This is a genomic window from Pseudomonas sp. Z1-12 (assembly GCF_051132015.1).
Taxonomy (GTDB): domain Bacteria; phylum Pseudomonadota; class Gammaproteobacteria; order Pseudomonadales; family Pseudomonadaceae; genus Aquipseudomonas; species Aquipseudomonas zanjanensis.
Genome location: NZ_CP071647.1, coordinates 4,265,179 through 4,287,134, shown reverse-complemented (window position 1 = coordinate 4,287,134; position 21,956 = coordinate 4,265,179). Strand labels below are relative to the sequence as shown.

Below are 21,956 nucleotides of genomic sequence, written 5' to 3'. Positions count from 1 at the left end.
ACACTTGGTCACAAATAATCCCTAACATGAATTTCGTGCGCACTATCATGTCGCGTCTGTTGCCCCGCTTCGGTGCGCTGTTGCCGGGTGCCGACGCGAACCGGTGGATGTGTGCCGCAAGGAGCCGAAACTTCACTGAACCTTCAAGGAAGAGCAGCATGATGCAACCTCAAGACGTTCTACGCCGAACATTCGATATCCAGCCGTTGAGCCGCGCCGACATGACGGTGCGCCTGGACGGGCAAGTCGTCAACGCCGCCTGCGGGGAAACCGTCCTTACCGTCATCCAGTCCCTGGGGCAACGCCAGGTGGCCCGCAACGACCACGACCAGATCAGCGGCGCCTACTGCGGCATGGGTGTGTGCCAGTGCTGCCTGGTCAAGATCGACGGTCGCCACAAACGCCGTGCCTGCCAGACCCTGGTGCGCCCTGGCATGCAGATCGAAACCCGGGTCAACCGCATCACCGAAACGGAGGCGCCATGAGCCTGGAACCGGTGATTGTCGGCGGTGGGCCGGCGGGCATGGCAACGGCCATCGAGCTGGCCTCCCACGGGGTTCGTTGCACACTGCTCGAAGAAGCGCCGCGCCTCGGTGGCGTCGTGTATCGCGGGCCGCTGCGCGATGGCGTCAGCCTCGACTACCTGGGGTCGCGCTACAGTGACGCCCTGGAGAAACTCCACGGTGAATTCCAGCAACACGCCGGCCTTATCGACGTGCGATTAAGTAGCCGGGTCATCGGCGCCGAAGGCTTCCGGGCGCTGATGCTGCTGGATGCCGACGAGCGTCTGGGGGAGGTCGCCTATTCCCATCTGGTCCTGGCGGCCGGTTGTCATGAACGCAGCGTGCCGTTTCCTGGCTGGACGCTGCCGGGGGTGATGATGCTCGGCGGCCTGCAATTGCAGATCAAGAGCGGCGTGGTCAGGCCGCCGAGCCCGGTGGTGATCGCCGGCACCGGCCCGTTGCTGCCGCTGGTGGCCTGCCAACTGCACGCTTCGGGCGTGGCGGTGGCGGGCGTCTTCGAAGCCTGCGCGTTCGGCCGGATCGCCAAGGAAAGTCTGGCGTTGCTGAACAAGCCGCAGCTGTTCCTCGATGGCCTGAGCATGTTGGCCTACCTCAAGCTCAATCGCATTCCCGTGCGCTATGGTTGGGGCGTGGTACAGGCTGACGGCGAGGGCGAGTTGAGCCACGTCACCGTCGCGCCTTACTCCACGACCTGGGAACCCGACCTCAAACGCGCCGAACAGGTGCCGGCCCAGACCCTGGCGGTCGGCTACGGCTTTATCCCGCGGACTCAATTGAGCCAGCAGATGGGCCTGGAGCACGGTTTCAGCGAGGACGGCTATTTGCGGGCGGTGTCCGATGCCTGGCAGCAAAGCAGCGAAGCGCACATTCACCTGGCCGGCGACATGGGCGGGATTCGTGGCGGTGAAGCGGCCATGCTCAGCGGGCGCATCGCAGCGCTGTCGATCCTGATGCAACGCAACGTACTCGATCCGTCCGAGGCCCTGGCCCAACGGGAACGCTACCAGGCGCAATTGCAGCGGATCATTCGCTTTCGCGCCGCCGTGGATCGCTACACCCAGCGTGGCGCCGGACAAACCGCCTTGCCGGCCGCCGACACGGTGATCTGCCGCTGCGAACACGCCACCCGCGCCGACATCGACCGGGCGCTGGAGCAAGGCGTGCAGGACATGGCCAGCCTGAAGATGCGCACCCGCGTGAGCATGGGCGATTGCCAGGGGCGAATGTGCGTTGGCTATTGCAGCGACCGCTTGCGCGAAGCCACCGGTCGCGCCGACGTCGGTTGGCTGAGGCCGCGTTTTCCCATCGATCCGATTCCCTTTTCAGCGTTCCAGAACGTCGCCACGGAGGCCGTTTCCCATGATTAAGGACTATGACGTGGTCATCGCCGGAGGTGGTGTGATCGGGGCTTCGTGCGCCTATCAACTGTCCAAGCGCAAACACCTGAGGATCGCCTTGATCGACGCCAAGCGCCCCGGCAACGCGACCCGCGCTTCGGCGGGTGGGCTGTGGGCCATCGGTGAGTCGGTGGGCCTGGGATGCGGGGTGATCTTCTTTCGCATGATGTCGGCCAACCGCAAGCGCCAGACCCAGGGTGCCGCTGTGGCGGTGGATGCCAGCACCCCGCACATCCTGCCCCAGTCGTTCTTCGATTTCGCCTTGCAGTCCAACGCAATGTATCCGCAGTTGCACCGCGAGTTGATCGACCGTCACGGCATGGATTTCAAGTTCGAGGAGACCGGGCTCAAATTCGTGATCTACGACGAGGAAGACCGTTCGTACGCCGAGCACATCGTCGCCTGCATTCCCCACCTGGCAGACCAGGTGCGCTGGCTCGACCAGGCGGCCCTGCGCGCGGCAGAGCCGAATGTCAGCCATGAGGCCCTGGGCGCGCTGGAGTTTCTCTGCGATCACCAGGTCAGTCCGTTCCGCCTGGCCGATGCCTACACCGAAGGCGCCCGGCAGAACGGCGTCGACCTGTTCTTCAACACCCATGTGACCGAGGTGCTGCGCAGCGGAGCGCGGGTGACCGGGGTGCAAACCGCCGAGGCGGGGACGTTCAACTGCCGAACCCTGATCAACGCCGCCGGTGCCTGGGCGGCGGACCTGAGCGAGCAGGCCACTGGCGTGCGGATTCCGGTCAAGCCGGTCAAGGGCCAGATCCTGCTGACCGAGCGCATGCCGAAAATCCTCAACGGCTGCCTGACCACCAGCGACTGCTATGTGGCACAGAAAGACAACGGTGAAATCCTGATTGGCAGCACCACGGAAGACAAAGGCTTCGACGTGACCACGACTTATCCGGAAATCGAAGGGCTGGTACAAGGCGCGGTGCGCTGTATCCCGCAGTTGATCGACATCAATCTGAAACGAACCTGGGCCGGCCTGCGTCCGGGTTCGCCCGATGAGTTGCCGATCTTGGGGCCGATGCGCGGAGTGGCGGGCTACCTCAACGCCTGCGGGCATTTTCGCACCGGCATCCTGACCTCGGCCATCACCGGGGTGCTGCTGGATAAACTGGTGAACAACGAACCCCTGCCACTGGACATCACCCCGTTCCTGGCGGATCGCTTCGAAGTGGCGCCGACGGTAAAGCCCAGGGAAGTGGAGCTGGCCTGAGCGATCGCCGCACATAGCCAGCATCAATGTCGCCTGACATACCGCTATCGCGAGCAAGCTCGCTCCCACAAGGGGGGCGGTGGTGTACCTGAAATCTTGGTACACCGCAGAGCCCTGTGGGAGCGAGCTTGCTCGCGATGGCGTCAGGTCAGTCAGTACCTATTGGGTCATTGCAACTTGCGATGAGCCTCACGCAATAGCTGCTCGGTGGACTCCCAGCCCAGGCAACCATCGGTGATCGAGACGCCGTAGCGCATCGATGGGCCCAGCGGCTGGCAGCCTTCGAACAGGTGACTTTCGAGCATCATGCCGATCAGGGAACGGTTCCCTTGCAGTCGTTGTTCCAGCACGTCATTGAACACCTGGGGCTGGCGCAACGGGTCTTTGCCGCTGTTGGCGTGGCTGCAATCCACCATGATCCGCGCCGGTATCTCCAGGCGAGTCAGGTCGTGGCGTATCTGCGTGACGCTCTGGCGGTCATAGTTCGGCCCACGATGGCCGCCGCGCAGCACCAGGTGGGTGTCGGGGTTGCCCGGCGTCTGGATGATCGCCGGATGCCCCTGGCTGTCGACGCCGAAATGCCGATGGGGGTGGGCCGCCGAGCGCATGGCATCGCAGGCAATGCCGACTCCGCCGTCCGTGCCGTTCTTGAACCCTACCGGCATGCCCAGGCCGCTGGCCATTTCCCGGTGGATCTGCGATTCGGTGGTGCGCGCGCCAATGGCGACCCAACTGAGCAGGTCATCGAAGTAATGGGCGGCCATGGGTTGCAGCAATTCGGTGGCGACGGGCAGGCCCAACTGGAGTAAGTCGCGCATCAGCGCCCGGGACAAAGTCAGGCCGGCGGCCATGTCATCGCTGCCGTCCAGGCCAGGGTCGTAGGCCAGGCCTTTCCAACCGACGGTCGTGCGGGGCTTTTCCACGTAGGCCCGCATGACCAGCAGCATGCTGTCGCTCACTTCGTGGGCCAGGCGAGCCAGGTTGGCGGCGTATTCGAGGGCGGATTTCGGATTGTGGATCGAGCAGGGGCCGACGATGACCAGCAGGCGGGCGTCTTCACCGTCGAGGATCGCGCGGATGGCCTGGCGATGGGCACTCACTTGGTGGCTCAACGCGGTGCTGAGCGGCAATTGCTGCTTGAGTTGCAACGAGCTCGGCAGACGCAGGGTCAGGGCTTCGTTGGCAGGGTTGAGCGTGGACAGCGGCAAAGCGGAGACGGACGAATTCATGATTTGGCTTCCTGGACGGGGGGCGGGTTCGTTCCCGCGCGCCGGTCCTAGTGGGGTGTTCGACAATTGGCCGGATTGGCCCGCAATTGAGGCTTGCCACCGGTAGGTGACCGATCGGAGGCGGCAGGCTGTCCCGAACGGTGGTTGGTAAATCGCCAGGCGGAAAAACTGTCGTAACGGTAATAAGTGGCGTAGTTCATGGTTCAATCCTCAAGTTGTCGGGTGCTGAAAATGTTTGGAGCCGAAAAAACAAAACCCCCGGTCGGGAGGCCGACCGGGGGTTTGGAAAACTCTGGAAGGCGACCCGTTTAAAGTGGGCGCCGGTTGGGTATCAGGCGCGCCAGTGGCTAAACCAATACCCAAAATAAAAGCTGACCGGAGTTTGAACGCTGTTCGCCCGGGCAGCCGCAACCGAGCGCGGGGCGCTGGCGGTTTTAAGCGGTGAAAGGGCGTTGAACATGGTCTGTCTCCGATGAATGGCCCTGAGCTTACTAGAGGGCGGGGCGCCGATTCAATCAGAAAATTCTATCGAGGCTATGTAAGTGTTCGTCCTGGCTTGAGTCCGCAGGGCTTTATGACACACTTCAGGCTTGCACCGTCTTCCAGGGATGAACCATGACCGTTCCAACCTTCGCCGCCGCCCAGTCGATTTCCATTGCGGGGGACACTCGCGCCAACCTCGCGAGCCATCAGCGTTTCATGCAAGCCGCCGCTGAACAGGGGGTGCAGTTGCTGGTCTTTCCTGAGTTGTCGCTCACCGGTTACGAACGTGGCCTGGCGGCAGATCTGGCGGTTCTGCCGGAGGATGCCGTACTGCAACCGCTGCGTGACTTGGCGCAAGCGCTCGGTCTGACCACCTTGGTGGGCATGCCGATTAGGCTGTCGGCGGACGGCCCGGTGTTGATCGGCGCGCTGGTGCTCGGCGCCGACGGTTCCCTCGGGGTGTACAGCAAGCAGCACCTGCACCCGGGGGAAGAAGTCGCCTTCGCCCCGGGCCATGGTGGCTCAATGCTGACGATGGGGCAGGATCGCATCGCGCTAGCGGTGTGTGCCGATTTCTCCCACGCCAGCCATGCGGCCGCGGCAGCCGGGCAGGGCGCGACGCTGTATGCCGCAGGAGTGTTGATCACCGAGGGTGGCTACGTGCCGGATACGACGTTGTTGCAAGGTTATGCCCGGCATCACACCATGACCGTGCTGATGGCGAATCATGGCGGCGTCACGGGCGGTTGGGAATCGGCTGGCCGCAGTGCCATTTGGGGCCCGGACGGTTCGCTGCTCGTGGCAGCACCGGGCACGGGCGAGTGGTTGGTGATTGTTCGCCGCGACGCCAACGGCTGGGCCGGGCAAGTCATGCCGGTGGCAGTGCTTTAACGAGGTATTCATGAGTTTCGAATGGCGTGCCGCAACGAACGGGGATATCGACTTCGCCCGGCAACTGACCTGCGACAACATGCTTGCTTATTACCTCAGGCATGATTTGCTCTGGCAGGACGAAGCGTTCGACTTGGCCTGGATCATTCGCCAGAACTGGATAATCAGCCGGGCAGGCCAGGCGCTGGGTTTTATCAGCCTCAGCCGTGATACCCGGGCGTTGTACATTCGCGAATTGCAGATTGACCAGGCGTTTCGCGGACAGGGCGCCGGCACCTGGGCGATCGGACAGGTTTGGGGCTTGGTGGGGCTGGAGCGTCGGCCGGCGCTGCGCCTGACGGTATTCAAGGATAATCCGGCCAGGGCGTTGTACGAACGCATGGGCCTGCGGGTCGTCGGCGAGGACGAGTATTTCCTGAGGATGCAGCGAGACGCTGGTGCTTGAAGCCTTGGATACCGTGCCGATAAAGATGCGTTGTAACTTTTATCTGTCCCTTTGCGCTAGGTCTGCGGGATGCTTTTTTGCTAAGGTGTCGTGCAACCCAAATAAGACCAAATCGTGAGGTGTCTGCTTGATTAGGGTGTTAGTGGTCGATGACCATGATCTCGTCCGTACGGGCATTACACGAATGCTGGCTGACATCGATGGCCTGCAGGTAGTTGGCCAGGCTGAATCCGGGGAAGAGTCCCTGATCAAGGCGCGTGAATTGAAGCCCGACGTGGTGCTGATGGACGTCAAGATGCCCGGCATCGGCGGCCTGGAAGCCACGCGCAAGCTACTGCGCAGTCACCCGGACATCAAGGTGGTCGCAGTGACCGTCTGTGAAGAGGACCCATTCCCCACCCGGCTGTTGCAGGCGGGCGCGGCGGGTTACCTCACCAAGGGCGCTGGCTTGAACGAGATGGTCCAGGCCATTCGTCTGGTTTTTGCCGGGCAGCGCTACATCAGCCCGCAAATCGCCCAGCAATTGGCGATCAAGTCGTTCCAGCCAACCAACGACTCGCCCTTCGACGCACTGTCGGAGCGGGAAATCCAGATTGCCCTGATGATCGTCGGTTGCCAGAAGGTGCAGATCATCTCCGACAAGCTGTGCCTGTCGCCTAAAACCGTCAACACCTACCGTTACCGTATCTTCGAGAAGCTTTCGATCAGCAGTGACGTCGAATTGACACTGTTGGCGGTGCGCCACGGCATGGTCGATGCCAGCGCCTGAATATGACTGAATTGTTTGATCCCAGCGCGTTCCTCTCCACGTGCAGCGGTCGCCCCGGCGTGTACCGCATGTTCGACAGCGAGGCGCGCCTGCTTTACGTCGGCAAGGCCAAGAACCTCAAGAAGCGCCTGGCCAGTTACTTTCGCAAGACCGGCCTCGCGCCGAAGACCTCCGCCCTGGTGGGGCGCATCGCGCAAATCGAAACGACGATCACCGCCAATGAAACCGAGGCGCTGCTGCTCGAGCAGACGCTGATCAAGGAATGGCGCCCGCCGTACAACATCCTGCTGCGCGACGACAAATCCTACCCCTACGTGTTTTTGTCCGATGGGGCGTTTCCGCGCCTGAGCATTCATCGAGGCGCAAAAAAGGCCAAGGGTCGCTATTTCGGCCCGTATCCCAGCGCCGGGGCGATTCGTGAAAGCCTCAGCCTGTTGCAGAAGACGTTTTTCGTTCGCCAGTGTGAAGACAGCTACTACAAGAACCGCACCCGGCCCTGCCTGCAATACCAGATCAAGCGCTGCAAGGCGCCGTGCGTGGGGTTTGTCGAGCCGCAGGTCTACGCCGAGGACGTGCGTCACTCGGTGATGTTCCTGGAAGGCCGCAGCAATGCGCTGACCGATGAACTGTCGGCGGCCATGGAGGAGGCAGCGGTCAACCTTGAGTTCGAACGGGCCGCCGAATTGCGCGACCAGATCGGCCTGCTGCGCCGCGTGCAGGACCAGCAAAGCATGGAAGGTGGCAGCGGTGACGTGGACGTAATCGCCGCGTTCATCAACCCGGGCGGCGCCTGCGTGCATTTGATCAGCGTGCGGGGCGGTCGCGTGCTGGGCAGCAAGAACTTCTTCCCGCAAGTGGGTATCGAGGAAGACGTGGCCGAGGTCATGGCGGCTTTCCTGGGCCAGTACTACATCAGCAGTCCGGAACGCGACTTGCCTGCCGAGTTGATCGTCAATGTGGTCCATGACGATTTCCCGGCCCTGATCGAAGCCATCGACAAGCTTCGCGGTCGTGAACTGACCATCAGCCACCGCGTTCGCGGCACCCGTGCCCGTTGGCAGCAACTGGCCGTGACCAACGCCGAACAGGCCCTGGGCGCGCGCCTGGCCAACCGGCAACACGTGGCGGCGCGGTTCGATGCCCTGGCCGATGTCCTCAACCTGGACGAGCCGCCGCAGCGGCTGGAGTGCTACGACATCAGCCATTCCAGCGGCGAGGCGACCGTGGCGTCCTGCGTGGTATTTGGTCCGGAAGGTCCGATCAAGTCCGACTACCGCCGCTACAACATCGAAGGCGTCACGCCGGGCGATGACTATGCGGCGATGCACCAGGCGTTGATGCGGCGCTTCGGCAAGCTCAAGGACGGGGAGGGCAAGTTGCCGGACATCTTGCTGGTCGACGGCGGCAAGGGCCAGTTGTCCATGGCCCGCGATGTGCTCAATGAGCTGATGGTCCCCGACCTGATCCTGCTGGGCGTGGCCAAGGGCGCGACGCGCAAGGCCGGCTTCGAGACCTTGTACCTCAACGATGCCGCCCATGAATTCACCCTCAAGGGCGATTCGCCGGCGCTGCACCTGATCCAGCAGATCCGCGACGAAGCCCACCGTTTCGCCATCACCGGACACCGTGCCCGTCGCGGCAAGACGCGCCGTACGTCTACACTGGAGGGTGTGGCAGGCGTCGGCCCGACGCGCCGTCGCGACTTGTTGAAACATTTTGGTGGATTGCAGGAACTGTCTCGTGCCAGCATCGAGGAGATAGCCAAAGCACCCGGTATCAGTAAAAAGCTCGCTGAGTCGATTTATGCAAACCTGCACAGCGAGTAGAATGCCCGTCAACCTCGCAGCCAGTTGTGCCGATGAATATCCCAAATCTGATTACCGTTCTACGCGTCCTGCTCATTCCGATCTTCATTTTGCTGTTCTATTTGCCGTACCACTGGAGCTACCTGGCCTCCGCCTCGGTCTTCGCCTTCGCCGCCGCGACGGACTGGCTGGACGGTTACCTGGCCCGACGCCTCGAGCAGAGCACGCCGTTCGGTGCCTTCCTCGATCCGGTGGCCGACAAGCTGATGGTCGCGGTGGCCCTGGTGCTGCTGGTGCAGGAGCACGGCAACCTCTGGCTGACCTTGCCGGCGGCGGTGATCATCGGCCGCGAAATCGTCGTCTCGGCGCTCCGTGAATGGATGGCCGAGCTGGGCGCCCGCGCCCAGGTCGCGGTGTCGAACCTCGGCAAATGGAAAACCGCCGCGCAGATGCTCGCGCTGGTGATCCTGCTGGCCAACCCTTCGGATTTCAGTTTCTGGGTGCTGTTGGGCTATGCGCTGTTGCTGGTTTCCGCAGGGCTGACGCTGTGGTCGATGGTCCAATACCTGCGCGCCGCCTGGCCGCATCTGCGGACGGATGTAGAGCCGAAATAAAACTTTTTTGAATCAAAGGGTTGACGGCGTAATTTGAATCTATAGAATGCGCCACACCAAGACGCGGGAATAGCTCAGTTGGTAGAGCACGACCTTGCCAAGGTCGGGGTCGCGAGTTCGAGTCTCGTTTCCCGCTCCAAATATTGCGCTACAGAGTTCCACTGAATTCTGTAAGTGATTGAAATCAGGGCCTTTAGGCCCTTTTTTCGTTCCAGCGGGAACCACTGAAATCCAGCTCCATCCAGTGCTTTTAAGTCCCGATTTAAGTCCCGAATGAGGATCTTGGATTTGGATGTGCACTGAATCGGTTTTTTGCTGGAGCAGCTTGGATAGCGAGACGAGCATCTGGCCCTGACTCTGTTCAGGAGCTCGCGATGGCACTCTCAGATACCACCGTTCGGCAAGCCCGAATCACCGGCAATGACTACACGATAGGCGACACGGATGGGCTCGCGCTCAACGTGACCGCACGCGGCGGGAAAATCTGGCGTTTCAGATATTACTGGGCGGGTGTGCAGAAGCGCATGTCTCTCGGCAGTTATCCGCAAATCAGTCTCAAAGAAGCCCGTACTCGACGTGACGAGGCGCGCGCCTTGGTCGCCCAAGGCATCAATCCCTATGAGCACCGTAAACAACAGCGTCGTGCTGTTCGTTTTGCGGCAGAGCATACCTTCGAGGCCGTGTTCAATCAGTGGGTGGAGTTTCGCAAACTGAGCCTGAAGGAAGGCCGCCAGAGCACGCTCTCGCAAATCTTGAGAATCTTCAATAAAGACGTCCTGCCCACGCTGGGTGGGCGGTCCATCTACGATATCAATCGTCACGATCTGTTGGATTTGCTGAGCAGGATTGAGCAGCGCAAGGCCTTAACGACCGCCGAAAAATGCCGGACCTGGTTCAACCAGTTGTTCCGCTATGCGCTGGTGAAGATCGAGGGGCTGGAACACAACCCAGCTTCAGACCTTGATGTGGTCGCACTTCCCAAACCTCCCGTGACGCACAATCCATTTCTCCGAATGGATGAGCTTCCGGCATTGATGGCTGCTCTTCGAAACTACGGTGGCGCCAACCAAACTCGGCTTGGCCTTCGGTTGTTGTTGCTGACCGGTGTCCGCACGGGCGAATTGCGCTTGGCGACACCCGACCAGTTCGATCTGGAGAAGCGCTTGTGGGTCATACCGGCGGAAGTGGTGAAACAACTCCAGCTAGCGATGCGGAAGCCTGGTAAGCAGACTCAAAATGTACCACCTTATATAGTGCCGCTGTCAGTTCAGGCGCTGGAGATCGTGCGTCACTTGCTGGACCAGGTTGTCCCCGCACAGCGCTACTTGTTTGCGCATCGAAGCGACCTGAGCAAGCGTATCAGTGAGAACACGCTGAATGGCGCGTTACGTCGGATGGGGTACGCCGATCAACTTACCGGGCATGGGATGAGGGCGACGATCTCGACGGCGTTGAACGAGATCGGATACCCGAAGGTTTGGGTGGATGCTCAGCTTTCTCATGCCGATCCGGACAAGGTGAGCGCGGCCTACAATCACGCGGAATATGTCGAGCAGCGCCGGACCATGATGCAGGATTGGGCGAACCGTCTGGATCTGTGGGGGCAGGGCCAGCTGAAAGCGGCAAGCTCTCCGCTTACCATCCGTTTGGAAGGGGCCCCTTCGTTGCCGTCGCTTGAAAACGCGAGCGCGAATTCCATTCAGTTCAACGTCACCTCTCCAATGACAACCGTCTCGGCGTCCAAGGCGTCGATTAACAACGAGCCGGCTCTTGTCGCGTCGCACCAGTCGCCTGTCGTACCTCTTTCGGTGCCGACTGAAAAACCGCACCAATCTCACGTGTCTGACATCCAGCGCGAACGTGCCGAGATGCTAGCCACCTATGAAGCTTTGAATAATTTGCCGCTGCTTGTCTTCGCCAAACTGGCAGGCAAATCCAGAGATCAGATCAACCGCGATATCAAGGCTCGGCGCCTGCTGTCGCTGAGCCTGGGGAATCGCGGTCAGCGCATTCCCGATTGGCAGCTTGATCCATTGCGGCACAAGTTGGTACTTGCTGCATTAGAGCGGTTTCCGGATGTCGATGCGTGGCGGCTTTATCGGACGGTCTGCGAGCCTCATGAGCGATTTAAGGGTCGTTCGCCAATCGATGCGCTCACTCTGGAGAATTTCGACGTGACTGTGCGAATCGTTTGCAGTGCGCTGGGTTCAAGCTGAGGTGCTGTTTTCGTGCTGTGATAACGGATGTCGTTGCTTGCTTGGGTCCATCTAGCTCGGGCTGCCCTAAATGCGTGGACTTCACGCGTTGCCTGAGGTGCGGCGAAGATGGTCGGCAAGAGGCGTCTATTACGCAGGAATACATCCTTTTGGCATCTTGCTCCCGCCCTCTCTTGTCAGCTCTTCATCCCGAAGGAACTTGACGCACACGGGTTCAGGATCATGTTCGTCAAGATTTTCGATTCGTCCGCTCGGCATAAAAACGGCCTTTGCAATCAGCGCTTGTGAAGTGCTGTTGGAGGCATTGGTTGAAATAAACAGCTTGGGTGTTTTGCTCATGGCTTCGGCTGCAGGCCGTAGACGTCACACCCAGACGCTGATGAGCCGGTGACACGATCATCAGCGCCACAAAAGCGTGGTTGAAGAAGTCGTGAGTGAGTACCAGATAGCCTACGCAATGTCCGGCATCGATTGCTATCAGGCACTGCTGACGAAAGACGGCCTCATAGATAAAGACGTGACGAGTGCAGAGGGAAGTTGCGTAGGTATCCAGTTCGATCAATATGCGTGAACATCGTCGGGCATCGCCTGGCGGATAATCCAGCGGGTGCTTGAGGGAAGGTTATCGATGCGCAGCACTGGAGTTATCCTCCTGAAATTACCCGGTGGGAGATTGCGTCAGCAAGTGTCGAAAAAACAAAGTCTATGATGAAGTGCAATCGATGATGGTCCAGCCCGTCTTGCGAATGAGGTCGAGTTCTCTATCTTTCAGGGCATCCTTTCGCAGGGCAAGACACAGTAAGTGAGACGGGCGCGTCATTGCAACGTAGTGCAGTTTGAGGCGCTCCATTAAAGCTGAGTTCTCGCCTGTGTTATCGGTGGAGATCTTGGGTTTTTTACCTGTTAGCCATGGAATTAGAGTTTTTAATTGGTGAGCCTTTTGAAAGGTTTCTAGCACCAGTGTTGCCGTGTGAGTTTCACCCTTTACACCGTGGATTGATCCTAGGCGTATGGTTACTTTCGGATCGATTCCAGGGTATAGAAACCTATTCTCCCTGCCTAACGGGCCGACTGCGATTGCATCTGTGAAGGCTTCTGAGTCTGTCCATTCAAAATAATTGTCGTGCTCTGCGATTTCGACACGTGCAATGGTTCCGGCGATGGCTTTTATGGCGGATGTGAATTCTGGCCATTCCGATTTCTTGGGTGCGGATTTGCAGGCGATCAGATATTCAAGAGCGTCTTGGTACTGATGACGGGCTGCATCATGTTCGGATAGCAACTCGAGAACATGTCTGTGCGGGGATTTTCTCGTCTGAGTGGCAAAGTCGCTCGTGCTCAGGTGGATCGCGTGAAGAATGCCCTCAGCAAATCTATTTACTACGGGGCTGGTGCTGCCAGCGGTGGATAGTTCCATTCTGGCGCAAGCGAGGTACATGCCAAGTGTGCTTGGCTTGGGCTGTTGTCCAGCCAATTGCGAAGTATAGTCGGGTGCGTAGTGACCCATGAATCGCGGAAGTTTATCGGTCTTATCTGATCGGTGAACGGCTGCTACGGCTGTGAAATCGCCATGCACCAGTGCTTCTGGAGTGAATGCGTCTATGAGGTACTGGGCATATGTGGGAAGTACTTGCAGAATGGATTGATCATCGAAAAGAAAAATGGCGTTTTGACAGCTTGGGTGATTAATTTTGCTCGTCGTCGGACCTCTGCCAATCAGTGGTTGCGGCCTTAATCCGAGTGGTGCTGCAATGGAGGCTATTGACTGACCAAATCGGAAACTGTTCGGCAGATCTATTTTGTTTGTGCCCGGAAATGGATGTGTTGTACCACCGGTATCAGTCGAGGTGCCACCGTAGATCGCCTGATTGGAGTCGCCATAACGTTGCCGGATGGAGGGCGCGTCTCCATCGCAAAAGAGTTTGTGGATGAACTCAGATTGGAGTCCGCTGTTATCTTGCACTTCGTCTACAAGCACGAGTGGAAATCTCTGTCGGATTGTAGTGATCACTTCGGGGTGTTTGTTAATCAACTCATAAGCCCAGACAAACATTTCGTGAAAGCAATAGAAGCCTGCTGCTGTGGACTCCCGGCAGGCTTTCTGGATTGATTTTGCTGTTGCTGTATGGGGTGGATGCCTATTCCCCGAAAAATCGGGTTTTGTATAGATTAATGGTGTGTATTCATATTGATTCTCAAGGTACGTCCTTGTGCCATACGGTAGCCGCCACCGACGATCCTTCTCGGCAAGCTCTGTATCGATGATCTTGACGTTCTTGCCGTTTGAGCGAAGCCAGGGAAGCGCCAAGAATTCGTTCACGAACGAATGAATCGTGCCTATAAAGTGTGGGTGCTGAAGGAGGCTATAAGATGTGCTATTGGTGCTGAGGCGTGCGCCAATTTCTGCACGAGCAGCATTAGTGTGGGAGATTACGCAAATTCCCTGCCCTTTTTGCTGCCAGCGATCGGCAAGGATTCCAAGCTTCGCGACGAGCAGAGTGGTCTTCCCGCTGCCTGGGCAAGCTTCGACATCAAGTGTATCTAAGGAGCGGATGACTTCCAGGCGGGGATCATCTCCGTCGGGTCCGGAAAATGCGTTAGATGGCAGGCCCATACTAAGACATGCCCGCTCAACGTCAGCCTGGGAGATCGTGCCTATACGTTCTATTCCATATGCCACTTTCGGTCATCCATTTCGATAAATGTATAAGTGCTACGCTATAAGGTTTTGTGGGCAGGCTAAGCTAACGCCGCCGCGTTTACATCTGCGCTTGGTGACGGTGGCGCGCTACTTTCCGATTGAGGTACCGTTGGCAGGGGTTCGGTAACATGAGCGATTGCTTGTTTAACATATTCAGGCAGAGACTCGATTAACACTTCTGCAGACAAAGAACCTTCAGAGATTGAGTCTTCAAGTATTTCACACAAATATTGTGCGGCGATTGCTTTTGATACACTTGAGCCGGTGAATGGTCCGTAGATATTGGAGCAGTGGGCATCCTTTGGTAGATCAAGTGCTTTCAGTGCGTTGTATCCTAAGTTTGCAGTCTTGATTACGTCGGCTTTTGTGATGGATGCATCGTTTAGCTTGTCATCATTCTTCGCAAGTTGTCCTGCAAGATATAATTGTTGTGCAAGCCCCGAGAATGCCAGGTCATACTCAAGCGTCCACTCATCTGCCACAAACGTTCGGACCCATTGCTCGTTCGCCTTGTCGCGTATGGTGAGTTTTTTCGCTTCAAGCTCGACAGCTGTAAAGTCAGACTTTACCCGCCAGCGGCGGGTTGAAGTAGTCAGGGGAGGTGTGGGCGCGCCTTTTTCTACTTTTCCGATGATCTGCGGGGCGCAATCTGGCATGACATCAAGGTCTGTAATGCACGAAACAGGAATTCGAAGTTCTCCCGTCAATTCGGGTTCTTTGCGCATAAAAATGCGCCCATAACGCCCGAGCCCCACGCCCCCGACATTTACAACCGAGACGCCGTAATGTTCAAAGTCTCTACCAATAAGTTTGGCGATTACAGGCAGTAGGATGTTCTCGGCATCGCCTTCTACAATAACTACGCCGCGTGCGAAAAATAGATTTGCTTTTGTGACGTCAAGAAAGCGTTGGAGAAAACGGTAGTCCGATGAAGTGAGCTTCGTATGGCCTTCCGTCAGAGGGTAGGCGCGCCCCTCTCGGATGAGCACGAGGTTGTTGAGTTTGACGTCTGCGCCAAGATTTGGGCTGTGCGTTGTGACGATGATTTGTATCTGTTGGTCGTCGATTCTTTTCTTTTCAGTCTGTGCTTGTAGGAATGAAATTAGCCGTAATTGGCGCTGTGGATGAAGATGCGCCTCAGGTTCCTCAATAAGAAGCAGGGGGAAGCCGTCTGCTTCGGTTCCCATCAACAGTAACTCACAGGCCATAAAGAGAATGTTGTTTGAGCCAAGGCCGCGTAGATAGGACTCTTCCTGATCATTGCTGAGGTTGACCTCTAGCTTTTCCAGAAGCTGTCTAAGCCGAACGCTGTCATCACTGTGCCCGCTGATCTGTACTCTGGCGATCAGGTCATCGTCTTTGAATGAGAGAGGCTGCAAATAGTCCTGGTTTAGTTTTTCGCGTGTTGTTTTCACCCCATGTGCATTCGCGATTAAGTGGCTGGAATAGTCACCGATACCAAGTACGCTGAGATCTTCGGGAACCGGAGTGGGGTTGGTGTTTGCATCAAATTTGTCACCGTGATCCTTTATGTCCTTGGTGTGCTGAAGTATCTGGGAGAGGCGTGAGCCGCGACCTGCAGTCATTGCGCGCTCGGCATCGCGTAATGGCCTCAGGTAGGTGGCTTGCAGCATAAAACGCGCCCCTGAGTCCATTAGTGGGCCGTCGCTGTCCCTGCCAGTCCGCCACTCGATCGGTATGTACCTTCGCGTCGAGGTGCCCAACTCGCTGCGCCGTGCAATCCAAGTGATGATCAGTGACGTATGGGGGCCATCTTCATAAGTGAGGTACTCGGCAAAGGCGCTGCGGTCACTTTTCGTCAGCCCAGAAAACGTCAGTTGTATTTTTATTTCACGTGAATGGCCTTTGACTGCGCAGTTGTGGAAGTCGGTGAACTCGAGGCGTAATGACTCTTGATCCCGGGTGCCCAGCACGAATCTGAGTGCATCGATAAATGCTGTTTTTCCTGCATCGTTCTCACCCACAAGTGCTGTTAGCCCGGGGTTTAGAGAAAGCTCGAATTTTTTGTCGCCGGACCCAAAAAGACGAAAATTCTCAATATTAACTTTGGCTATATACAACGCTGGCGCTCCTTGCAGGTGATATTCTTAGTCTTCGAAAGGCATCTTGCCACTATGCCATTAGCGGTTTTTTTTACCAGCCCTACTTTCGTCAAGCAATGACTCAGGGAGCCCCTACGCCCGCCGATGATGCCCTTACGGCCGACTGCCCCAAAACCCCACCCTAGTGGCAGCTGCGGCATCAACAGCAGATGCCAGTAGATGTCGCCCTTCGCACCCTTGTTGAACAGCTCGACCAGTGGCGAGGTCGACCCGCGTCAGTACGATGGCTGAGGCCACCGCCCGGTCTGGTATCGCGTCCAAGCACATATAACACCACATGTCCGGGGTGCTTGGTCTTTTCGATATTCATGATCGGATGCGTGTCGTTGGGGTCGATAATGACCTCTAGCGGCAGGCTGCGGCGCTGAGGTTGCTGGAGGTCAGCATCGACAGAAGATTGCCTGGGACGCGGTCAACGTGGCGCAGGCAGTTACCTCTCGCCGCCCAACACCATCGCGGTGGAGGAACCACCAACTATCCGCCCCCGCTGCGGGCAATGGCGTGTTTCACCTCTAATCGCGCGGCGGTGGTGGTGCCCCCTCCCGACGGTGTGACAGTGCGCCGGGCCGTCACGATTGCATCAGTAACGGTGGGCCGCAGGCCGCCTGAGCGGATCAGGTTTCGGGCGGAGGGCTCGCCCATCAGCAGGTCGATGGACACGGCGCCCCACTAACTGGAAGGGACGCCGATGACCATGCGCTCTTCCAGCAGATCCGCGAGTATGTGACTGAGCTGGATGCCAAGCAAGGTTGGAGTTTCGCTGAAACCAACAAGTGCATGACGGCCAGCCTGCTGGTTCTGGCCAAGGACAACGTGCTGGATCGGATCCATATTTGCGTCGGATTACGTTATAAAGACATCCAGTTTGATTCGCACTTAGCAACCCTTAACTCGGGAATATGGAAGGAATCTATGCCTATAAGTGACTATTGGAAGGGCCCAGCGCATCGGCAGCGGGCGGATGATCTGGCAAGGCAGCTTGCAGCCTTACAGGTGCGTTATGCGGAACTGGAGGCGCTCTCCAAGGCGCTCGGCGCCATGGAAGTTGTGGAAGTCCGAGGGTTGATCGAACAAGAGAAAGCGAAGCTTTCAGCTGTGCGCCAGGAGGCTCACAGTGCTGAGCGGGACGTGGCGGCGCTCGCGCAACGTTCCTCTGAATTGAAGGGTGAGATTCTTGTCTGGGAAGAAGTGCTGCTTCTGGAAAGCTTTGCGCTGTATCAGCCCAAGTTCAAGCTGACCACCAGCCATGAATACAAATCCCGCCTCGACAGTGTTCGAGAGCGCCAGAAGGCGATGATCAAGAGCGCAGAGGCTGCGACCGGGAATATGGGTTGGACGGTTAACAACAGTGAGGCGCAAGGGCGCAAGCTGGTCAACGATATGATCAAGCTGGTGATTCGCTCGTTCAATAACGAAGCCGACAGCTGCGTAGACAACGTAAAGTTCGACAACGTCGAATTGGGCGAGAAACGAATTCTCAAATCATTCGAAGCCTGCAACCGCCTCGGCAAGGTGATGAGCGTGGAAATATCACGCCGATACCTGAACCTCAAACTTGATGAACTGCACCTAGCCCACGAGTTTCAGATCAAGAAGCAGGAGGAGAAGGAAGAGGCAAAGCGCGCCCGAGAAGAGCTGCGGGAACAACAGAAGCTTGAGCAGGAAATTCGCGCAGCGCGGGAAAAAATCGCCAAGGAGCGCAAACACTTCACAGCGGCAATGCGTGACCTTCAAGCGCGCTTGGACAAAACCGAGTCCGAAGAAGAGCGGGCTACCCTCTTGGCGAAACTGGCAGAGGTTGAAGCGGGCCGGGCCGAGCTGGAAAGCGAAGAAAAGCTGATTGACTATCGCGAACAGAATGCCAAAGCCGGCTATGTGTACGTGATCTCCAACGTCGGTGCGTTTGGGGAAGGGGTCTTCAAGATTGGCATGACACGCCGCCTGGAACCCATGGACCGCGTCGATGAGTTGGGAGACGCATCGGTGCCGTTTTGGTTTGACGTCCATGCGATGGTCTTCTCAAACAATGCCCCGGCATTGGAGGCGAAATTGCATGAACGCTTTGCGGCCGGTCGCCTGAACAAGGTCAACGGTCGCAAGGAGTTCTTCCGTGCGGACATTGCTGAGATCGAGTCGGTTATTCGAGAAAACTACGATGCTGCTGTCGAGGTTAGCCACGAGGCGCCGGCTGAGCAGTATCGCGAAAGCCTTCGAATGGCGTTGCCCAAACCCGAAATCCAGCAAGCAGAGCGGGCCGTAGCTCAAAGCTAAAATTACCGTCGGACGCCCTTGATTGGCCGCTTCTGTCTGAGCAAAGGGCATTCCGACGGGAACATTGAGCGATCCATCAAACACCGCTTCCGGCTAAAAGTTGCTGCTCGCAGGGCTGCTTCCGAGTCACTGGGGAAAAAGTGCAATCTTGAACTCAAGAGAGGTTGCTAAACTTCGGACTTTCTTTCATCGCTGTAAGGAGCAAGCATGTCTTTTGATGACTTTATGACGGATAACATCATCGTTCGAAAACAGAACGGTGACCTGCTCGAAGGGTTAAAAGCTAGCGTACAGAGCGACAAAATTTTCCTAGAGCGTTCGGATGTACTCATTGAGCCCAGGGATTTGATCGAGCGGCGTATGTCCAATGGCGCCGTTGAAACTTTCGAAGTAATTGACCCTGGCTTTTTCGAAGCCTTTCAGGGGTTTCAGGCGCACTATCAGATGTCGGTGCGTAAATTAGGTCTTCCGGAGGCCAAGCAACGTGTTGAAAGTATTACTTACAACATAAGCGGTCATAACGCCCGTATCAATAATCACTCGGTCGACCAATCGACGAACACAGTGAATATGGGCACTGACCTGGGGGAGTACATCGAAGGTTTACGTCAAGTCATACAGAGTCTGACTGACGCCCAGCAAAAGCAGGATGCGCTGGAAATTGTTAATGCAGTTGAGGTTCAGCTTGCCTCGCCGAAACCCAGTAAGGCTGTCGTATCCTCCTTGTTGAAAGCGTTGCCCAACCTAGCAAGCATCGTCACGCTGGCTTCTGCAATTATCTCCGTACTCTGACAGGGATCGAAAATACTGAGATGAGGCTGGGTCATTCAGTGAATGTCATGGTGAGCCAGCCAACGTTCCTCGTACAGGCGCTAGTTCGAGCGGTTTTCTGCGTATCGCGAGAGGCAGAAAACGGCCAAAGTCAATGGGATACGTCCACGGAACTAGGGGCGATTCATTGAGTATCATCACTCGATCATATTAGAAGCGGAGTCTTTGTCGTACAAAGAGCTCCATGTCGCTCTGACTGGTGGAGTCAAGACGATCATTATCGTTACGACTGCAACCGCCATTCCAGGGTGACGGAACACTAGGGAACGATTTTCTTTGTGCCATTACCTTATCTCTAGCATGAGGTAGGGGTTGTCCGGGGGGAGTGATTTTAAGATTAGTTCGGGATCTTCGAGTAGATAACCTTTGAGTTTTGCCCTCTTGCGGGGGCCTTGGATCTGGCAAGTCCATATGTTTAGACCATTATCACGCTTTTTGTGAACCTTCGATTTTTCAAACTGCTTCTGCACCCAGCGCCACTCTTCAATTTCATGGTCAGTCCCCTGTGAGATACCAGGAAACTCCTGGGCAAAGCGTTGGAAAAGACCAGGAGTGACCAGGAAGAAGGTACCACCCACCGTGTGGATTTTGGCCTTGCTGTCGTTGATGATCAGTTTGTGGCTCAGAATGCCTTCCTTGACCCAATTCAGGAATGCCTGGCCTGGGTTATCCGATTGAAGCGGTGAAGTTTCGATAGCACTTTCTGACAGTGCGTCACTGGCCTCAGGCTCTTCCAACTCGAACATGTCTAGCAGCGTGCCGAGGTAGTCTGCATCCTCTAGTGCCAAGGGATCCGGCTGCGGTTGGCTTTGACCAGGTCCTGCACTGCCTGTCTCGGGCGCTGCTACTGGTACCGGGGTATCAGTTGAGTGGTCATGGGCTGCAATGCTCACCGTTCCGTTGAAAGCCTCGGGGCGCTCTTCGCTCCCCCAAATCAACGCTGGTTGAAGGCGCAGCAAGGTAAAGGTTTGCTCCCAGTTCTCCTGGGCGACGAGCGCAGTCCAGATGGCTTTGCCTTCCGGCGTGGACTCAACCAATCCATGCGATTGCAGCTCGTCGAACACCGCGAGGTTAGACGAGGGAATGCCTTCAATCGATTGCGACAGCAGATAGGCTCGCAGCTTGTCTGTGACCGTCTTACTGACCAGCCACAGTGCGTCCTGGGTCAGCCATCCCGCGGCACCCGGCTGGTTGAGTTTCAGCTCGTGCTGAACCAAATGACGCAGTCCGCTGATCAAGTGATGTTGCAGTGAATGAATCGGCGCTTGCAGCGCCTTGCTCGGGTTTCCGCCGATGTTCTGTGCGGTGGAAACACGGTCTGCCTGCATCACCAACTCACCGAGCACACCGGCACGTTCATACTGACCCGCTAGGACATACAGCAGGTTGGCCCAGAGCGATGGAAATCCACTGAGCCAATCGAGGATTGAGCGGTCGAGAATCTGGGTGTAGAGCAAGCCTGCGGCTGCGCCGTGCAGGTGGTAGTCACGACCCTTGAGGTAGCGAAAACGGTAGGGCTGATCCAGGGATCCCTGCCAAGGATGCCAGACACGGCCATCCTGGCGTTCGACCAGCAGGTCCACGGCGATCTTGCCGATGTCATGAAGCAACGCGCCGTAGGCGATGCCAGCGGACCAAGCGTCGGTCTGGGCGGCTTGGTCTTCGGGTGCGGCGCCGGTGGGAAGCAGATACGACTGACGCAATTTCAAACTACAAGCGACCAGCTCTAACCCATGGTCGAGCATGCCGCCAAGATAAGCATGGTGGTGCGTCTCGCTGGCAGGAAGCTCTTGTACCAGCTCGGCGTAGCGATGGATCGGATTTAAATAGAGCTGGCTGAACTGCGGATGGGAGAGGGCGGTGTACTGCCAGATGCGATCGAGCAACTGACGGCGGTGCTCCGCGGCTAACAAGTTATGGGGCGACTCGACGGGCAGGTAACCTTCAGCGACGTTTATCGTCGGTGGCGGAGGAGGCTTCTGCCTTTTGTGCCGAAACAGACCGAGCATCGTGACCTCCCGAGAAATGGCAGGATCAGTGGCCTTTTAGCCTTTTCGGATAGGGCTCTTACCCTTGAGTCCCCATTCCCCTTCCTACCCTTACCGATCCTTTTGACGCGTTGCCCTTTGTGCGGCAATGGGAATATCGATTTGTCCTGGTGCCGTTTTATAGGACGCGCATGCTGGTACGAAAAAGGAAAGTGTCGGTACACTGCGGTGCGAATTTTATCGGGTCTTGCCATGAACCTTACTGACGCCACGCTCATACTGCTGCTCGCGGCACGTATCCATGGAACAGACGAAGCCGTCAGGGCCTCGGCGAAGAGCGTGGTCAAGAAGCTCCCGCGCAGCAAACGTGATCTGATCTACAAGGTGATCGACAGCCGAAGTCCACTCGAGCTGGTGGATTACCTGGCGGAGAATCTGGATACGTAA

At 57.4% G+C, this 21,956-nt stretch carries 19 protein-coding genes, 1 tRNA gene and 1 pseudogene; 13 read left to right on the top strand and 8 right to left on the bottom strand.

From position 1 onward, the window contains the following. Positions 1 to 161: 161 nt before the first annotated feature. From hcnA to hcnC, 3 genes are read left to right on the top strand one after another with little or no spacing between them, the layout of a single operon-like run. Complete coding sequence (gene hcnA, locus J3P85_RS18170) at positions 162 to 485, top strand: cyanide-forming glycine dehydrogenase subunit HcnA (RefSeq protein WP_434706399.1); 324 nt, start codon at positions 162 to 164, stop codon at positions 483 to 485. Next, a complete protein-coding gene (hcnB, locus tag J3P85_RS18165) occupies positions 482 to 1,891 on the top strand; it encodes a cyanide-forming glycine dehydrogenase subunit HcnB (protein WP_434702829.1) in 1,410 nt (469 codons plus the stop codon). Before hcnA ends, hcnB begins: the two co-directional genes overlap by 4 nt. Next, the gene (hcnC, locus tag J3P85_RS18160; RefSeq protein WP_434702828.1) at positions 1,884 to 3,143 is read left to right on the top strand and encodes a cyanide-forming glycine dehydrogenase subunit HcnC; all 1,260 of its coding nucleotides are present in this window, start codon (positions 1,884 to 1,886) and stop codon (positions 3,141 to 3,143) included. Before hcnB ends, hcnC begins: the two co-directional genes overlap by 8 nt. A 167-nt stretch (positions 3,144 to 3,310) precedes the next feature. Here the strand turns inward: hcnC and J3P85_RS18155 are convergent, their stop codons facing one another. The 3 genes from J3P85_RS18155 to J3P85_RS18145 form a co-directional block, all read right to left on the bottom strand. Continuing rightward, entirely contained in the window at positions 3,311 to 4,372 is a 1,062-nt protein-coding gene (locus J3P85_RS18155) for a 3-deoxy-7-phosphoheptulonate synthase (RefSeq protein WP_434702827.1), read from the bottom strand. A 47-nt stretch (positions 4,373 to 4,419) separates the two neighbouring features. After that, positions 4,420 to 4,572 carry a hypothetical protein gene (locus tag J3P85_RS18150; RefSeq protein ID WP_434702825.1) on the bottom strand — a complete coding sequence of 51 codons (153 nt, stop codon included), beginning with the start codon at positions 4,570 to 4,572 and terminating at the stop codon, positions 4,420 to 4,422. A gap of 131 nt (positions 4,573 to 4,703) precedes the next feature. Then, the gene (locus J3P85_RS18145; RefSeq protein WP_434702824.1) at positions 4,704 to 4,832 is read right to left on the bottom strand and encodes a hypothetical protein; all 129 of its coding nucleotides are present in this window, start codon (positions 4,830 to 4,832) and stop codon (positions 4,704 to 4,706) included. Positions 4,833 to 4,987: 155 nt separating this feature from the next. Between J3P85_RS18145 and J3P85_RS18140 the strand changes: the two genes are divergently transcribed. The 7 genes from J3P85_RS18140 to J3P85_RS18110 all read left to right on the top strand — a co-directional run bounded on the left by J3P85_RS18140 (position 4,988) and on the right by J3P85_RS18110 (position 11,595). Further along, on the top strand, positions 4,988 to 5,746 hold the full coding sequence (locus J3P85_RS18140) for a carbon-nitrogen hydrolase family protein (RefSeq protein ID WP_434702822.1): 759 nt from the start codon (positions 4,988 to 4,990) through the stop codon (positions 5,744 to 5,746). 10 nt (positions 5,747 to 5,756) lie between these two features. Continuing rightward, positions 5,757 to 6,191 (top strand): GNAT family N-acetyltransferase, encoded by a 435-nt coding sequence (locus tag J3P85_RS18135; protein ID WP_434702820.1) that lies wholly within the window; start codon positions 5,757 to 5,759, stop codon positions 6,189 to 6,191. 127 nt (positions 6,192 to 6,318) lie between these two features. Next, on the top strand, positions 6,319 to 6,960 hold the full coding sequence (gene gacA, locus J3P85_RS18130; RefSeq protein WP_003200277.1) for a response regulator transcription factor GacA: 642 nt from the start codon (positions 6,319 to 6,321) through the stop codon (positions 6,958 to 6,960). A 2-nt stretch (positions 6,961 to 6,962) separates the two neighbouring features. Further along, entirely contained in the window at positions 6,963 to 8,786 is a 1,824-nt protein-coding gene (uvrC, locus tag J3P85_RS18125) for an excinuclease ABC subunit UvrC (RefSeq protein ID WP_434702819.1), read from the top strand. A 32-nt stretch (positions 8,787 to 8,818) separates the two neighbouring features. Then, complete coding sequence (gene pgsA, locus J3P85_RS18120; RefSeq protein ID WP_434702818.1) at positions 8,819 to 9,379, top strand: CDP-diacylglycerol--glycerol-3-phosphate 3-phosphatidyltransferase; 561 nt, start codon at positions 8,819 to 8,821, stop codon at positions 9,377 to 9,379. Between the two features lie 63 nt (positions 9,380 to 9,442). Further along, positions 9,443 to 9,518: transfer RNA gene (locus J3P85_RS18115), tRNA-Gly, on the top strand. Between the two features lie 235 nt (positions 9,519 to 9,753). After that, positions 9,754 to 11,595, top strand: a complete 1,842-nt coding sequence (locus J3P85_RS18110; RefSeq protein WP_047882230.1) for a tyrosine-type recombinase/integrase — start codon at positions 9,754 to 9,756, stop codon at positions 11,593 to 11,595. Positions 11,596 to 11,724: 129 nt separating this feature from the next. On the opposite strand, the gene J3P85_RS18105 is transcribed toward J3P85_RS18110, so the two are convergent. The 4 genes and pseudogenes from J3P85_RS18105 to J3P85_RS18090 form a co-directional block, all read right to left on the bottom strand. Next, positions 11,725 to 11,934, bottom strand: a complete 210-nt coding sequence (locus tag J3P85_RS18105; RefSeq protein WP_371263997.1) for a hypothetical protein — start codon at positions 11,932 to 11,934, stop codon at positions 11,725 to 11,727. Between the two features lie 73 nt (positions 11,935 to 12,007). Beyond that, positions 12,008 to 12,157 (bottom strand): annotated as a pseudogene (locus J3P85_RS18100) (GNAT family N-acetyltransferase); the annotation flags it as partial. Between the two features lie 141 nt (positions 12,158 to 12,298). Beyond that, on the bottom strand, positions 12,299 to 14,209 hold the full coding sequence (locus J3P85_RS18095) for a UvrD-helicase domain-containing protein (RefSeq protein ID WP_434702817.1): 1,911 nt from the start codon (positions 14,207 to 14,209) through the stop codon (positions 12,299 to 12,301). 125 nt (positions 14,210 to 14,334) lie between these two features. Then, entirely contained in the window at positions 14,335 to 16,377 is a 2,043-nt protein-coding gene (locus J3P85_RS18090) for an ATP-dependent nuclease (RefSeq protein ID WP_434702816.1), read from the bottom strand. Between the two features lie 765 nt (positions 16,378 to 17,142). Here J3P85_RS18090 and J3P85_RS18085 point away from each other — a divergent pair. Both J3P85_RS18085 and J3P85_RS18080 read left to right on the top strand, forming a co-directional pair. Next, positions 17,143 to 18,690, top strand: coding sequence for a DUF4041 domain-containing protein (locus tag J3P85_RS18085; protein ID WP_434702815.1), 1,548 nt, complete (start codon positions 17,143 to 17,145; stop codon positions 18,688 to 18,690). Positions 18,691 to 18,897: 207 nt separating this feature from the next. After that, positions 18,898 to 19,482, top strand: coding sequence for a hypothetical protein (locus J3P85_RS18080; RefSeq protein ID WP_434702814.1), 585 nt, complete (start codon positions 18,898 to 18,900; stop codon positions 19,480 to 19,482). A 323-nt stretch (positions 19,483 to 19,805) separates the two neighbouring features. Here J3P85_RS18080 and mobH read toward each other — a convergent pair whose 3' ends face one another. After that, positions 19,806 to 21,530 (bottom strand): MobH family relaxase, encoded by a 1,725-nt coding sequence (gene mobH / locus J3P85_RS18075; protein WP_434702813.1) that lies wholly within the window; start codon positions 21,528 to 21,530, stop codon positions 19,806 to 19,808. A 231-nt stretch (positions 21,531 to 21,761) separates the two neighbouring features. Between mobH and J3P85_RS18070 the strand changes: the two genes are divergently transcribed. Continuing rightward, on the top strand, positions 21,762 to 21,956 hold the full coding sequence (locus tag J3P85_RS18070; protein ID WP_027912535.1) for a DUF7740 domain-containing protein: 195 nt from the start codon (positions 21,762 to 21,764) through the stop codon (positions 21,954 to 21,956).

Bases quoted from the DNA above. Each gene is read 5' to 3' on its own strand.
- J3P85_RS18095 (WP_434702817.1), bottom strand. From the start codon at position 14,209: ATGGGCCTGCCATCTAACGCATTTTCCGGACCCGACGGAGATGATCCC.
- hcnA (WP_434706399.1), top strand. From the start codon at position 162: ATGCAACCTCAAGACGTTCTACGCCGAACATTCGATATCCAGCCGTTG.
- J3P85_RS18080 (WP_434702814.1), top strand. From the start codon at position 18,898: ATGTCTTTTGATGACTTTATGACGGATAACATCATCGTTCGAAAACAG.
- J3P85_RS18150 (WP_434702825.1), bottom strand. From the start codon at position 4,572: ATGAACTACGCCACTTATTACCGTTACGACAGTTTTTCCGCCTGGCGA.
- uvrC (WP_434702819.1), top strand. From the start codon at position 6,963: ATGACTGAATTGTTTGATCCCAGCGCGTTCCTCTCCACGTGCAGCGGT.
- J3P85_RS18110 (WP_047882230.1), top strand. From the start codon at position 9,754: ATGGCACTCTCAGATACCACCGTTCGGCAAGCCCGAATCACCGGCAAT.
- J3P85_RS18135 (WP_434702820.1), top strand. From the start codon at position 5,757: ATGAGTTTCGAATGGCGTGCCGCAACGAACGGGGATATCGACTTCGCC.
- J3P85_RS18105 (WP_371263997.1), bottom strand. From the start codon at position 11,934: ATGAGCAAAACACCCAAGCTGTTTATTTCAACCAATGCCTCCAACAGC.
- J3P85_RS18070 (WP_027912535.1), top strand. From the start codon at position 21,762: ATGAACCTTACTGACGCCACGCTCATACTGCTGCTCGCGGCACGTATC.
- mobH (WP_434702813.1), bottom strand. From the start codon at position 21,530: ATGCTCGGTCTGTTTCGGCACAAAAGGCAGAAGCCTCCTCCGCCACCG.
- J3P85_RS18140 (WP_434702822.1), top strand. From the start codon at position 4,988: ATGACCGTTCCAACCTTCGCCGCCGCCCAGTCGATTTCCATTGCGGGG.
- J3P85_RS18145 (WP_434702824.1), bottom strand. From the start codon at position 4,832: ATGTTCAACGCCCTTTCACCGCTTAAAACCGCCAGCGCCCCGCGCTCG.
- pgsA (WP_434702818.1), top strand. From the start codon at position 8,819: ATGAATATCCCAAATCTGATTACCGTTCTACGCGTCCTGCTCATTCCG.
- hcnB (WP_434702829.1), top strand. From the start codon at position 482: ATGAGCCTGGAACCGGTGATTGTCGGCGGTGGGCCGGCGGGCATGGCA.
- hcnC (WP_434702828.1), top strand. From the start codon at position 1,884: ATGATTAAGGACTATGACGTGGTCATCGCCGGAGGTGGTGTGATCGGG.
- J3P85_RS18155 (WP_434702827.1), bottom strand. From the start codon at position 4,372: ATGAATTCGTCCGTCTCCGCTTTGCCGCTGTCCACGCTCAACCCTGCC.